General features: G+C 47.3%; 8 protein-coding genes. 6 read left to right on the top strand and 2 right to left on the bottom strand.

Going from position 1 to position 14,243, the window contains the following annotated elements; genetic code table 11:
- Positions 1 to 15: 15 nt before the first annotated feature.
- Complete coding sequence (locus AACV78_RS27040; protein WP_194012546.1) at positions 16 to 507, top strand: SRPBCC family protein; 492 nt, start codon at positions 16 to 18, stop codon at positions 505 to 507.
- A complete protein-coding gene (locus tag AACV78_RS27035; RefSeq protein ID WP_194012545.1) occupies positions 504 to 953 on the top strand; it encodes an EVE domain-containing protein in 450 nt (149 codons plus the stop codon). The genes AACV78_RS27040 and AACV78_RS27035 overlap by 4 nt, the downstream gene beginning before the upstream one ends.
- Positions 954 to 1,348: 395 nt before the next feature.
- On the opposite strand, the gene murQ is transcribed toward AACV78_RS27035, so the two are convergent.
- Entirely contained in the window at positions 1,349 to 2,263 is a 915-nt protein-coding gene (gene murQ / locus AACV78_RS27030) for an N-acetylmuramic acid 6-phosphate etherase (RefSeq protein ID WP_194012548.1), read from the bottom strand.
- 272 nt (positions 2,264 to 2,535) lie between these two features.
- On the bottom strand, positions 2,536 to 2,922 hold the full coding sequence (locus AACV78_RS27025; RefSeq protein WP_194012547.1) for a DUF3110 domain-containing protein: 387 nt from the start codon (positions 2,920 to 2,922) through the stop codon (positions 2,536 to 2,538).
- Positions 2,923 to 3,385: 463 nt separating this feature from the next.
- On the opposite strand from AACV78_RS27025, the gene AACV78_RS27020 reads away from it, so the two are divergent.
- The 4 genes from AACV78_RS27020 (at position 3,386) to AACV78_RS27005 (ending at position 14,215) form a co-directional block, all read left to right on the top strand.
- Positions 3,386 to 10,072, top strand: coding sequence for a translocation/assembly module TamB domain-containing protein (locus AACV78_RS27020; protein ID WP_194012544.1), 6,687 nt, complete (start codon positions 3,386 to 3,388; stop codon positions 10,070 to 10,072).
- A gap of 559 nt (positions 10,073 to 10,631) precedes the next feature.
- A complete protein-coding gene (locus tag AACV78_RS27015; RefSeq protein WP_194012543.1) occupies positions 10,632 to 10,997 on the top strand; it encodes a hypothetical protein in 366 nt (121 codons plus the stop codon).
- A gap of 538 nt (positions 10,998 to 11,535) precedes the next feature.
- Positions 11,536 to 11,727 carry a hypothetical protein gene (locus tag AACV78_RS27010; protein WP_228042019.1) on the top strand — a complete coding sequence of 64 codons (192 nt, stop codon included), beginning with the start codon at positions 11,536 to 11,538 and terminating at the stop codon, positions 11,725 to 11,727.
- 685 nt (positions 11,728 to 12,412) lie between these two features.
- Positions 12,413 to 14,215 carry an NFACT RNA binding domain-containing protein gene (locus AACV78_RS27005; RefSeq protein ID WP_194013096.1) on the top strand — a complete coding sequence of 601 codons (1,803 nt, stop codon included), beginning with the start codon at positions 12,413 to 12,415 and terminating at the stop codon, positions 14,213 to 14,215.
- Positions 14,216 to 14,243: the final 28 nt, after the last annotated feature.

The raw sequence follows: 14,243 nt of genomic DNA, 5'->3' as shown, positions 1-14,243 counted from the left end.
TAATGTGATGATTAAATGTTAGTTAAAACCAACGCTTTAGTAGCAATTGCTGCATCACCGGAAGCAGTCTTTTATTTTGTGGCATCACTATCGAATGTGCCAAAAACCTTTCGCGGATTTTGTCCAATTCCAGCAATTATTAAAGTTGAAATGGCTGATGGTGGAGAGATGCGTCAAGGCGGTGTGTCGCGGATCAAACATTGTGATAGGTCGGTGATTGATGAAGAAATAATTACTTTTAATAAGCCAGAAAGACAAACTTACCGATTGGTTAAAGGGTTTGAGTTTCCGATTTCTATACTTATTGAGTCTGGTGGTGGAGATTGGAATTTTAATTCTACACCAAAGGGAACTCAGATTGATTGGGAGTTTTATTTTGTCCTAACTTCTCCGCTATTATATCCTGTTGGATTATTGTTGGTTCAGGTTTTTATGCAAAAAGCGATACAGCAGTGTTTAGATAATATTCAAGAACTTTTGGCTAACCAAAGTGAAGATATTGTATGAATTATTGGTTGATGAAGTCGGAACCGGATGTTTATAGTATTGCGGATTTGAAGTCAGATAAGATTTCGCTTTGGGATGGCGTTCGGAACTATCAAGCTCGTAATTTCATGCGACAAATGACTGTGGGAGATTTAGTATTTTTTTACCATTCTAATACTAAAGTACCCGGTATTGTCGGCTTGATGCGTGTCGTGGAAAGTAATATTGCTGACCCGACTCAATTTGATGTTGACAGCGAATATTATGATGCTAAATCTCGGCTTGACGCGCCTCGCTGGCAAACTGTGAGAGTTGAGTTTGTGGAGGAATTTGCTAAGTTAATATCTTTGGATGAATTGAAAGCAAATTTTAGTGCTGAGGAGATTTTGGTGGTGAGGAAGGGCAATCGCTTATCGGTGATGCCGGTGTCTGAAAGTGCTACTCAGAAGATTTTGAATATGAAGTAGGATAGTTGAGTAATTGTAGGGTGCGTCAGTAAAAAATGTTAATTACACACAAATAATCTGACGCTGACGCACCCTACGGTTGGTTATTGTTGTAATTGTAGTTGAGTAATTGTAGGGTGCGTCAGTAAAAAATGTTAATTACACACAAATAATCTGACGCTGACGCACCCTACGGTTGGTTATTGTTGTAATTGTAGGGTGCGTCAGTAAAAAATGTTAATTACACACAAATAATCTGACGCTGACGCACCCTACGGTTGGTTATTTGAGTTATACTATGTTTCTCAAGATGCGATCGAGATAAAGGACGGTATTCTTGCTTGGGACTAATTCCGATTGTCGAACCTCTGCAAGTAATGATTTGAGATTAAAGAATTGGAGGAAATATCTAAAATCTACGGTTGGATTGATGCTAGGGCCGATCGCAAATTACCTTGAAACTCGCCCAAAATTCGATCGCACTCCTGCATCTCCAAATTAGTCCAGTGCATCATCAAAGCTAATTTTACCGACTTGCCGCTTTTTTCTAGCAACAAACCCGCTTCATCCCGGCTCAAATCAGTTAAATCCTGCAACATCCGTACCGCCCGATCGCGCAATTTCTGATTGGTCACTGCCACATCAACCATCCGATTGCCGTAAACCTTCCCCAACTTTACCATTACGCCAGTCGAAATAATATTCAAAGCCATTTTTGTGACTGTACCCGCTTTCAGGCGCGTCGAGCCCGCCAGCACTTCCGGCCCCACCAACAACCGAATATCAACATCCGCCTCAAAATTCACCTGTTCTGCGGGTACGCAGGCCATAAATACAGTCTTCGCCCCCCGCTGTCGCGCCGCCTGTAGGGCACCGGCTACAAAGGGTGTTGTACCTCCAGCCGTAATCCCGACTACCACATCGAGATTGTTAATGTGACGGTGGGCGATCGACTCTGCCCCATCTTCGGGCCGATCCTCCAAATCCTCCGAACTCCGCACCAAAGCCCCTGCACCCCCGGCTATTATGCCTTGTACGAGCTCTGGCGGGGTGCAGAAGGTGGGGGGACACTCAGCGGCATCGAGTACCCCCAAACGCCCGGAAGTCCCCGCACCGACGTAAAACAGGCGGCCTCCTTGACGCAGAGATTCGGCTGCAATGTCGATCGCCCGGGCCAACTCTTCGCGGGCGCTGGCGATCGCGCTTAAGGTTTGGGCGTCTTCCCGGTTGAACAAATCCACTAATTCGATCGAACTGAGTTGGTCTAAATTCTCGCTGTTGGCATTCACCTGTTCCGTCAGCAGATGCCCCCGTTCTTCCACATTCTTCATTTTTTGTCTGTTGTTAATGGTCATTGGTCATTGGTCATTGGTCATTAGTCATTGGTCATTAGTCATTGGTCATTGGTCATTGGTCATTAGTCATTGGTTATTGATTTAGAGGAAAACCGCAGATAAATGCAGACAAACCCAGATACCTTTCAAATCTTGAGGCGAATGAATGCAATTCAAGTTGACTCGCGACTCAATATTTAGTAGTCAATAGTCATGACTACTAAATATTGACTACTGACTAATGACTACTGACTACTGACTACTGACTCTTACAAAAGTCCTTCTAGTCGGCGGCGAATAGAATCCAGTTCGTTTTGGGAAACCTCAGAGTCCGAGTCCGCCTCCGGCTCCGGCTCTGGTTGTCCCTGCGCTTGCCACTGAGTCTGTGTTACATTGTCTTCTGGCGGAATCGCTAGCGCGCCCGCCGGTACCAGTTCCCAATCATAATCAACACTGTCGCAGAACTCCTTAATTTCTCGATCGTCGATCGCCTCGACAGTCGGTTCGGGGAAATCCTGAGCTTCCAACATCACGCCAAAGCGGGTGGCGTCGTCTTCTGACTCAAACATCAGAACTTTGTTGCGATCGCCGAGTTGAATGGTATGAATTCCCTCATTCTCGGTGCGGGCATTGAAGAGTAAGACGAACACTCGCATAAGTTTTAAAGACCTTCTTAACCACCGTTTTTTAATCTTAGAAGCGATCGGGCGATCGATTTGAGATTTGAGATTTTTGATTGAGGGTCGATCCTGCACGCGGCGCGATCGAGAGGATTTGAGGGATTTAGACGACTCGGTTGGAGATTTGAGATTTTTGATTGAGGGCCGATCCTGCACTGGGGGGGAATCTAGAGAATTTGGGGGAGTTGGAGGACTTGGTTTTGGGTGGTGTTGCGTGTTTTGATTAAGTTCGGTAAAGGTTTTTGCAGTCTACCCTAGAGTGTGGGCGTGCCTTCTGCCGAGAGTTGGGTTCGATCGGCACTTCCGGCCTCTGTTCTGAGTCTACCAAAGGCAGAAGGCAGAAGGCAGAAGGCAAAAGGCAAAATCAAAGAAATTCTACCGCATCGAACATTGGTTGATTTCCTTATTGGTGAATTCTCACAAGCTCTGAGAGACAAGCATGACTAACTCCGACGATGACAAAAAGCAACTCGCACCCCGTCTCAGCCGCCGCTGGTGGCGCGTGCTGCTGCTTAGCGGTACGGGATTGGGCATTCTCGGCCTGGTTGGGGCGGTGGCCGCACAGGAGTGGGTGCGGAAAAACTTAGCTCCTTTGGTGGAATCTGAGGTCAGTCAGACACTCAAGAGGCCCGTGCAAATCGGAAAATTGGAGCGATTTTCTCCGACTGGTTTGCGGTTTGGCCGATCGAGCGTACCCGCAACTCCTACCGATCCAGATTACGCCTCTACAGAAGCAGTAGAAGTAAAATTTTCAATTTGGCCGCTGCTGTTCAACCGCACTCTAAAATTAGATCTTACCTTAATCAAACCCAGCGTTTATATCGAACAGGACAAGCAAGGTACCTGGATTAATATTCCTACATCCGAGCCCAAAAAACCAGGTTTATTTAAAACAGAAATTGATGCCGTGCGCGTTGAAAATGTCAGCGCAGTTTTGGTGCCAAATCCCCCCATCGGACAGCCAAAATCGGCTCCTATTTCTGTAATTCTGAACAACGGCAACGCTTTATTTCGCGAGCAAAATCACCGCATCCTCTACGAACTCAACGGTCAATTTACTAATAATGATAATTTTGCAGTCAAGGGCGATTCTCTGTTGCCTATGGCTCAAACTAACCTGCAGTTGCAAGGTCAAAATTTGCCTTTGTCCGACCTCGCCCGCTTGCTGAAACTGCGGGGAATTTCTTTACAAAAAGGTCTGGCAAATAGCAACTTAACCGTGCAACTTCGAGAGAATAAATTATCATCACTTACTGGAACGGCTAGTTTTGCCGGATTGCAAGCAAATATCAAGCCCCTGAAACAAACAATCCAAAATAGCAGCGGTCAATTGCGGTTTCAGGGAACTAATGTGATTGTGGATAGTTTGACTGCTAATTACGGTCTAATTCCAGTTAAAATAGCCGGAACAGTCGCAACAGGAGCAAATTTTAACCTAGATCGAGCTAGCTTCAATCTAATAACAAACCTGCAGCCGGTAGCCGTGGCAAATGTTGTCAGTACGGTAGAAGCAGAGTTAGGGCAGAAAGTGGTATTGCCGATCGCAGTAGCCGGAGAAATCAAGGCAGATACCAAACTGACTGGAACCGTGGCAAATCCACTGCTGACTGGTACGATCGCCTCCACAAAACCCGCTGTGGTCGATCGCCTGCAATTAAACAATATTAGCACTAATTTTAAGCTGGAACCGAGGAGAATGGCTCAAACCCCAACTCCCAAAACTCAATCTTCTCTTCCCCCATTTTCCTCTGTAGGTTTGGCTTTGGGCGATATATTGGTAGTGCCGGCTGCCGGTGGTAAAATTAGCGGTAAAGGTGAAGTCGATATAGCTTTAGGAAGCGGGAATTCGCGATCGGGTTTGGTATTTGATTTGCAAGCTGAAAATGTACCAGGAGATAATCTCGCCCAAATTTACGCTGCCCAGATTCCTGCTACTGTTAAAATTGGCAACGTCTCCGCACAAGCTCAACTTTTCGGCCCTTTTGACAACATCCAAGCTAGAGTTAAATGGCAAGCGCTGCAAGGAACTTTTCCCGCAAGCGGTGAAATTGTCGCTGCAGGTAATGCGGTGGATTTGCAAAATACAGTTGTCAAAATTGGCGACACTAATGTAAAGGTGGATGCAGCCTTAAAAAATCGGCAGTGGGAAGCGTTGATCGAGGGCGATCGCATAGCTATTAATAGTTTGCAGCAAGTCTTGCCAGAACTTAATTTACCTCCGCAATTAACAGGTTTCTTCAGCGGCAAAGCCGAGGCTGCGGGAACTCTGGACGATTTGAGTTTAAATGCGATCGCTGCTAACGCCAAAGGAACACTAGATATTGCTGACAGTATTGTTAATGTTCGTGGCAAACTGGAATCCGGCAGGTGGCAAGCTTACGGCAATACAGAACGAGTTGCTGTCAATCAATTAATTGATATTGGTTTACCGTTTTTAAACCTAAAATCCTCAGCAAATCTCGACAATATCAAATCCAAAATCCAAAATCTCAAATCCCTGGGCGGACAGCTAACAGGTGAAGTTTTAGCTGCGGGAAATGTTGACAATTTGACCGCTAGCGGCATCAATATCAAGACCGACGGCAAACTCAATTTTGCTGACAGCAATGTTAATTTGCAAGGAGAATTGACAGAGGGAAATTGGCAAGCAACCGCAGAAACCGATCGCACTTCCATCAGCCGCTTGGTAGATTTAGGATTGCCGCTGTTAGATGTCGCTTCCGCCTTCAATCCCGAAAATCAACAGTATAGCAATCTAAGACCCAAAATCCAAAATCTCAAATCGATTGACGGACAGCTATCGAGTCAATTTACCGCATCGGGAAGTCTTGACAATTTGACCGCTAGCAGCATCAATGCCAGCGGCAGAGGCCAACTCAATCTTGCCGGCAGCAATGTCAATTTTAAAGGAGAATTGGCAGAGGGAATTTGGCAAGGAATCGCAGAAACCGATCGCACTTCCATCACCCGTCTGGTAGATTTAGGATTGCCGCTGTTAGATGTCGCTTCCGGCTTCGTTGCTGAAAACCCCCAAACAGTCGCCAATCTCAATAATATAAAATCTAAAATCCAAAATCTAAAATCCCTTGACGGACAAATATCCAATCAAATTCAAGCGTCGGGAAATCTGAACAATTCAACCGCCGCCGATATTGCTGTCAACAGCAGCGGCAAACTCAATATTGCCGACGGTACGGTTGATTTTAAAGGTAAATTAGATGGTGGACGGTTGCAAGTTTTTGCTGATGCCGATCGAGTTATTCTCAGCCGCTTAGAACAAACAATCCGCGATACCCAACTGTTTACCCTGACGGCAACTTTGCCCAAAGGATTTGACGGCAGAGTTAACGGCCAACTGGCAGCAGCGGGCAGTTTGAATAACTTGACAGCAAAGGGAATTAGTGCTAAGGCCGAAGGACGGATTTTGGTCGATCGACTGGGGGCGATCGATACAGCAGCCACATTGGAAAACGGCAACTTAGAAGCATTGCTAGAAACCAATGGAGTTACAGTCAGCAACTTAGAACAAACCCTCAAACAAACAGGTTTGCTGACAGCCAATTTACCGCCAGAAATTGCCGGCACCCTCGACGGTAAAGTCCGAATTTTAGGCAGTGTAGATAATTTAACTGCCAACGGCATCACCGCCAAGGGCGACGGACAAATTCGACTCGCCAACGGTGGCGGAGTTGTCAACGCCACAGGTAGCGCCGCCTCCGGGAATTGGCGCGCCTCAATCGAAGGCGACCAAATTGCCTTAAGTCGCTTCCAGAAAGCCTTTGAAGCCCAGCGCCAAAGCTTGCAAGCCAGCGGTTTAGTTTCCCAAGCCCAAAATCTCCCGCTATTGCGAGGAATATTTAACGGCAATGTCAATTTATCCGGCCCGATTGCCGCTGCTTCGGCGGAAACTGTTCGCGCCGGCGGCAGTTTCCGCATCTCCGAATTACCGTTTTTGAAACAACCTTTTGAGGCAGCATTTAATTGGAATGGCAAACGGGTAGAAATAGAAAAAGCTGCAACTCCGGGTTTGACAGCCAGCGGTTTTGTGAATGTCGAACTCGAAGGTAAAGGATTGCCCTCAATTTCCAATCTCGATTTGGATGTAAAACTCTCCAACTTTAACCTCGCAGCCTTACCAACAGAACAGTTGGCATTTTTGAGACCAATTGGTCTCAAAAATTCTTCAGAGAAAAATCAGCCTGTCCGCGGCAATGTCGATTTCACGGGCCGCCTCACCGGAAATCTCTCCGCCCTCAGCTTGGTTGGCGATGTGGAAGTGCGGAATTTGGCAGTAAATCAAGTTGAATTCGATCCTGTACTGGCGGGGATTGTGAGTGCGAATTCCGATAAAAGTGTAAACTTGCGTTTGGCCGGCGCAAGCGACAAAATTGAATTAGCTTTAAATTCATCTTTTCTGCCGACTTCTTTCTTAGTTAAACGCGGGGAATCTGTAGCCCGTGGCGAAACTGAGGGAGAAACTTTGCGAGTGAATTTAAGCGATTTTCCCCTCGCTGCTTTGAATCTGTCGCCGGGTAAAGATGCCGGTTTGGGGCCGATAACTGGTACGGTTTCGGGACAGGTGAATGTACCGGGCTGGAAGATGCCGTTAAATCCGCAGACTTTGCAAGCAAACGGACAAATTGCGATCGCCCAACCGGCGATCGGCTACATTAAAGGTGATAGTTTTCAAGCCGAATTTAGCTATGAAGGAGGCAGCGCCACTCTGACAAACGGCATCTTCCGCCAAGGTACGGGTGAATACTTAATTTCCGGCAATGTCAAAACCGGCGCAAACCCGGAATTTGCCGGGAAAGTTAACATCAAGCAGGGCAACTTGCAGCAGATTTTAGTCGCTTTGCAGTATTTCAATTTAGGCGATTTAGCCAGAGGCCTCAAACCTCCGGTTTACGCTAGCGCCGCCGACGTGCAAACTGTCGCAGTCGGAGAACCGGAAGCCCCGTTAATCGAACAGTTGCGCCGTTTGGCAGAAATTGAAGTGCTTTTGCAGCAGCGGCAGGAGGAGGTGGCCCAATCGCAAAAATTGCCCCCGCTATCTCAATTGCAGGGGACTTTTGGCGGGGAAATTGCTGTCGCGGGTTCTTTGCGAACCGGTGTGGAAGCTAAATTTAATGTTGAGGGCGATAATTGGCAGTGGGGCCAATATGTCGCTGAAAAGTTCAGCATTGAGGGCGGTTTTCAGGACGGGGTTTTAACTATTTTACCTCTGGAAATTCGATCGGGCAAAAGTACGATCGGCTTTTCGGGACAACTCGGGCAAAAAGCTCAATCCGGGCAGTTGCGAATCGAAAATGTGCCGGTGGAAAAGTTAGCAGAACTGGTAGAATTGCCCTTTGTCGATGTCACCGGAAATTTGAATTTGCGGGCGAACTTGGCCGGCAGTTTGGCAAATCCGCAGGCCACCGGAGAATTGAGTTTGGTTGACGGTACGCTAAACGGAGAACCGATTAAACAAGCCGACGGCAGTTTTAGTTACAGCAACGCCCGCCTCAATTTTGGCGGCAGCGCTTTGGTGACTCAAGTCGAACCGATTGAGGTTCAAGGAAGTTTGCCTTTTGCGTTGCCGTTTGCTGCTGTGAAACCTGACAGCAATCAAATTGATTTGAGGGCGAATTTGAAAAATGAAGGATTGGCAATTATTAATGTCTTGACTCCACAGATTGCCTGGGTGAGTGGCAAGGGACAGGTGCAAATTCGCGTGGGAGGGACGCTGCAAGAGCCTGTAGCGCAAGGAATTGCGAATTTTGAAAATGCTACCGTCCGGGCGAGGGCTTTCCCAGAACCGATTACAGGGCTGACTGGGGCGGTGCGCTTTGAGGGCGATCGAATTCGGGTAGAAGGAATTCGCGGACAGTTGAGTCAGGGAGAAGTTGTGGCGCAGGGCGTGATTCCCCTGTCCGTGCCCTTTGCTGAGGGCGATGTCGATGCAGCGAATCCTTTGGCTGTCAATCTCGACAAGCTGGCCTTGAATCTCAGAGGATTGTATCGCGGTGGCGCAGTCGGTCAAGTCCAAGCCAGGGGCACGGCTTTTCGGCCGCGCTTGAGCGGTAACATTGAACTCTACGACGGCGAAGTGTTTCTCCCAAGTGCGGGCGGCGGCGCTACTCAGTTAGTTTCTTCCCCTTCCGATTCCCCATCTTCCCCTGCGACAGAAGCTTCCCCTTCCGATTCCCCGTCTTCTCCTGCGGCCCCTCCTTCCCCTTCCGATTCTCCTTCCACGGCTTCGGCTTCTTCTTCCCCTTCCTTTGATGTGGTGTTCAGGGATTTGCAACTGAAGTTGGGCCGGGGAGTGCGGGTAACGAGTCCGCCGATATTGAGTTTCCAGGCGACTGGGGGTTTGACGGTGAATGGAACTTTAGACGATATTCGCCCGGAGGGTACGATTCGGTTGACTTCGGGGGCGGTGAATTTGTTTACAACGCAGTTTAAGCTTGATAAGGGATACCCGCAAACTGCTACCTTTATAGCGGGACAAGGACTCGATCCGACGCTGGATATAAGATTAGCAACTTCGGTACAGGAAGTAACGCGCTTCCGCACTCCGGGAACTTCTGTCGCCTCTGAAATAGCCGACGAACCGACAAGTTTCGGCAGCGTGCGGAGTGTCCGAATTCAAGCGTTAGTGCAGGGAAGGGCTTCTCAGTTAGCCGAAAATCTGGAGTTGAGGAGTTCTCCCAGTCGATCGGAAACAGAGATTGTAGCGCTGTTAGGCGGCAGTTTCGTGCAGACATTGGGACAGGGAGACAGTACACTGGCGATCGCAAATTTAGCAGGTGCGGGTTTATTAAACAACCTGCAATCAGTGATTACCAACGCCACAGGATTGACGGAATTTCGGTTATTTCCAACTAGAATTCGAGGCAACCAAGGAGAAACAGCTAGTTCCAGTTCTGGGGGCGCTTCCGGTGCGGGTTCCCTCGGCATAGGTTTAGAAGTTGGGGCCGATATCACGCGCAATCTTTCGGCATCAATCATTCGAGTTTTGTCAGCAAATCAGCCGACCGAATTTAATTTGCGCTATCGATTGAGCGACAAGATTTTGCTCAGAGGTTCAACTAATTTTCAAGGAGACAATCGCGTTACTGGTGAATACGAATTGAGATTTTAGTTATTAGTTATTGGTTAGTGGTTAGTGGTTAGTGGTTATTGGTTATTGGTTGTTAGTTATTGGTTATTGGTTCTTATAGCGGTTCTCAATAAAGTTAGGTATGCCCAATGACCTGTTTGGCCCATGCCCTGTTTGGCCCATGCCCCATGACCTGCGCGGGCCAATGACCTGTTTGGCCCATGCCCCACTGCCCTGCGCGGGCCCATGCCCTGCGCGGGCCGATGCCCTGCGCGGGCCGATGCCCGATGCCCTGCGCGGGCCAATGCCCTGCGCGGGCCGATGCCCGATGCCCTGCGCGGGCCGATGCCCGACATTACCTCATCTTTCTGAGAAAGGCTATAGTTATTATTCATTAATTACCATGCTTCCCAGAAACCGGGTTTCTTACAAATTTTGTGCCACCAACCCAAAATTTGTAAGAAACCAGGTTTTTTAGCCTTTGCATACTCGGACTAATTACCATTTCGCCATTCCCAATATCTCAAAAATTTGCTATAATAGTAACAGCAGCAAATTAATCCTGCCAATCCCGCACCAAAGATTATAGGAGTTAAGTCAAATGGCAAACAAACTCCAAGTAAAAACACAGTCGATCGGCTACAGTGACTTTTACTGGAACCGGTTTAGTCCGAGAGTCGCGACTATCAGCAGCATCCGCAACGCCAACCACTGGGACGGCGGATATATCACCTACATTGCATTTGCCACAAAAGTTGAAGCTACAGCAGCGATGAAATATTTGCTGCTGCATCAAAAAGCAGCCGATGTCGATATGCGAAAAGCCAAGAGAATGAAAGCAAAAGGCATTCGGTGGGAGCTAAAAATTCGGGGATTAGCTTTTAATCAAGTGTTGAAATGTGCAACTATGGATATAACTGGAAAGCTAGTTATATCGCCGGAAACAATCGGTATAACCACAGGCTGATAGCTGCCATACATATGATAGTCCTCTCCTAAAAAGCCTGCTTTTTGCAGGCTTTCCAGTCAGCCCCCCAAGTATTCTTTGACACCAATAGGTAATGCCCAGTCGCTAGAAATATTGCGTACAGTCTATATTGCATAACGTCTAAAATTGCATCGATTACCATCACAAAAACCGTTTGTAGTGCGGACTTTATTCCGCTTGAAAGATTGGTTGCAGACTTAATTCCGCGCTAGGAACCTTACTTATACCAATTTCATAAAGTAGCGCTAGATATTACCCCCCCAACCCCCCCGATGCCTTGGGGGGGCTAAGACTTCATCTATACCGCATCTTTAGAAAAATGGTATTATTTGTAGTAGCGAGTGCGCGACAGCACTATAATGCAAAATACCAGATATTTCCGTTAAATCACCCCTAGCGGCCTTGACTTTTGATTGTTCAATTTATCTTTTTTTCTGATAACTATGAGCTCGCTCATAGAAATTGTTAATAAAAACTGTTAGACTCAAAGTAATTCTCAGGTTATGAGGGTAATGATATGGCTATCAAAAAAGCAAAGATAACCGCATCTAAACAAGTAGAAACCCTCGCCCAACTCTACCTGAAAGCCAAACCAGCCGAGATTGCTGAAGAAACTATCGTCCAAATTTGTGAGGGGCTGATGGATGAGTTCCATCAATTGCCTTTAAATCTGCAATTTTCAAATTATGCGCGTTATGAAAACGCCTAAGAGATGTTTGCCAATATTGAATGAGGCCAGCTTTGGGTATCCGCTGACAGTGACGATTCTGCTGTTTATCCCCATCCGATATATAGATTAATTTTTCAGGGAATGCACGATTAGGATTGCTACTTGACAGGTAGTGATTTTAGCCGAGAAGGAGACATCGTGGCTTACAAATTCACTGCAAAACGTGCAGTTTGGACATCCAGAAGATTCTATATTCTGAAATTGTGCTGCGCTGTGCGACTCATCTCGATCTGGAAAATAGATCGTAGCCTAAAATTGTTTTTCCGTAATTTGTTATAGAGGTAAACGATAATGCACGAATGTCCTTGTTGTTGTTATCCATTAATGCAGCACATTGAAAATAATAAAATTTGTTGGTTTTGTAACCGCTGTTGGGCCACTATGCCTGTATTTTATGAAGTAAAATACACCTCAAATATCAAAAAAAATGAGGAATTAAATACTTTGTGGCGCGATAAAAGTTTCACAATCGAGGAGAAAATTTTAGAATGTAGTTGATCGATCGCCCAACAGCATACCTTTGTTCGATCGCAAACGAGCTGTTGTTATAGCATAGATATGCTTTCCATTCCAGTTCGTTTCCAAACTTTGATTCGATCGGTAAAATACGACCAATATCTGCCAGTATAGAAATACATATTCGATCGATCGCAAAGAGGCCACCGTGCAACCCGTAGACTTTACAACTTTAACCGCAGCTTGCAGCGAACTGCGAGCCCAATGGCTGCCAGCGCGCCTAGAACAAGTCTACCAGCGCGATCGATTTACCGTGTCCCTGGCCCTCCGCACCATGAAAGGGCGCGCCTGGATAGACATTTCCTCCCATCCAACAGCAGCCCGCATCTGTGTCGGCGACCCCCCGCCCCGCATTCCTGACACCTTCACCTTCAGCGAACAACTGCGCCACCAACTGTGCGGCTTAGCCTTAGTTTCCATCGCCCCCGTGTCCCCTTGGGAAAGAGTCATCGACTTGCAATTCGCCAAACGTCCCGGCGAAGGAGCACTTTGGCATCTCTACGCCGAAATCATGGGCAAATACAGCAACATCATCCTCACCGCCAGTGACAATCTCGTTGTCACCTGCGCCCACCAAGTCGGCCTAAAACAATCCAGCGTCCGCCCAGTCCAAACCGGGCAACCCTACGAATTGCCCCCTTCTTTGACCGATGCAGTGCCAAGCGCGATCGAACCTCAAAACCGCTGGCAAGAACGAATTAGCCTGGTTCCCGGACAATTAAAGACCAATCTGTTGAAGAATTACCGAGGGTTGAGTAAAAACTTAGTAGTGTCCATGATTCGATCGGCCTCTTTAGACCCCGAACAATCCACCGACAGCCTCAATCCCCACCAATGGCAGCAACTATTTCAGCGCTGGCTGTACTGGTTGCAATGCCTAGAAAACTCCAAATTCCAACCAAATTTGACCCCCGAAGGCTACAGCGTCATCGACTGGCCAAAACCCGACGAAAAACAGCCAGAATCTGAATCTGAAAAGGAATCTAATTCCCCCAATCTGTTACATCCGCTACATCCGCTACAAAATCCGCTGCCGAACTCTTCCGTCCAAGAATTACTCAACAGCTACTACACCGGCGAAATCAACCAACAACTATTCGCCCAACTGCGGCATCAACTTACCCAAAAACTCAACAACATCCTCGCCAAACTGCGCCTCAAAGCCAACACATTTAAAGAACGCTTGCAGCAATCAGCCGGCGCAGATATCCACAAATCCCAAGCCGACTTGCTAATGGCAAACTTGCAGCATTGGGAACCAGGAATGAAATCAATTTCCCTCCCAGACTTTGAAACTGAAAAACCAGTAATCATTCCGCTAAACGTGGAAAAAAACGCCGTTCAAAACGCTCAAGCAATCTACAAAAAACACCAAAAACTTAAAAGAGCCCGCATTGCAGTAGAACCTTTGTTAGCCGCCGTACAAGAAGAAATCGACTATTTAGAACAAGTCGAAGCCGCGCTTTCGGTACTAGAAACCTACCGCAACACCCAAGATTTGCAAACCCTCGCCGAAATCCGCGAAGAACTGATCCAGCAAAAATATCTAGTTGTACCAGATTACCGTGGCAGTGACAAAAATGCTGCGATCGAATTTCACCGCTACCAAACCCCCAGCGGCTTTGAATTATTAATCGGGCGCAACAACCGCCAAAACGACCAACTCACCTTTCGTACCGCCAACGACTACGACTTGTGGTTCCACACCCTAGAGATTCCCGGAAGTCACGCCTTGCTGCGTCTGACACCCGGTAATGTCGCCCAAGAAACCGATTTGCAATTTGCGGCCGACATGACTGCATACTACAGTCGCGCCCGCCACAGCGAACAAGTTCCCGTGGTTTATACAGAACCGAAATATGTATACAAGCCGAAAGGTGCAAAACCTGGTATGGTTGTCTACAAACAAGAGCGGATTGTCTGGGGCAGACCGCAGCAAGCCCCCGCATGATTATGATGTACGCGGTGACAACTAAAAG

This window comes from Tychonema sp. LEGE 07196 (assembly GCF_963890365.1).
Classification (GTDB): Bacteria; Cyanobacteriota; Cyanobacteriia; order Cyanobacteriales; family Microcoleaceae; genus Microcoleus.
This window is presented reverse-complemented; position numbering and strand designations above follow the sequence as displayed.

Bases quoted from the DNA above. Each gene is read 5' to 3' on its own strand.
- AACV78_RS27035 (WP_194012545.1), top strand. From the start codon at position 504: ATGAATTATTGGTTGATGAAGTCGGAACCGGATGTTTATAGTATTGCG.
- AACV78_RS27020 (WP_194012544.1), top strand. From the start codon at position 3,386: ATGACTAACTCCGACGATGACAAAAAGCAACTCGCACCCCGTCTCAGC.
- AACV78_RS27015 (WP_194012543.1), top strand. From the start codon at position 10,632: ATGGCAAACAAACTCCAAGTAAAAACACAGTCGATCGGCTACAGTGAC.
- AACV78_RS27025 (WP_194012547.1), bottom strand. From the start codon at position 2,922: ATGCGAGTGTTCGTCTTACTCTTCAATGCCCGCACCGAGAATGAGGGA.
- AACV78_RS27040 (WP_194012546.1), top strand. From the start codon at position 16: ATGTTAGTTAAAACCAACGCTTTAGTAGCAATTGCTGCATCACCGGAA.
- murQ (WP_194012548.1), bottom strand. From the start codon at position 2,263: ATGAAGAATGTGGAAGAACGGGGGCATCTGCTGACGGAACAGGTGAAT.
- AACV78_RS27010 (WP_228042019.1), top strand. From the start codon at position 11,536: ATGGCTATCAAAAAAGCAAAGATAACCGCATCTAAACAAGTAGAAACC.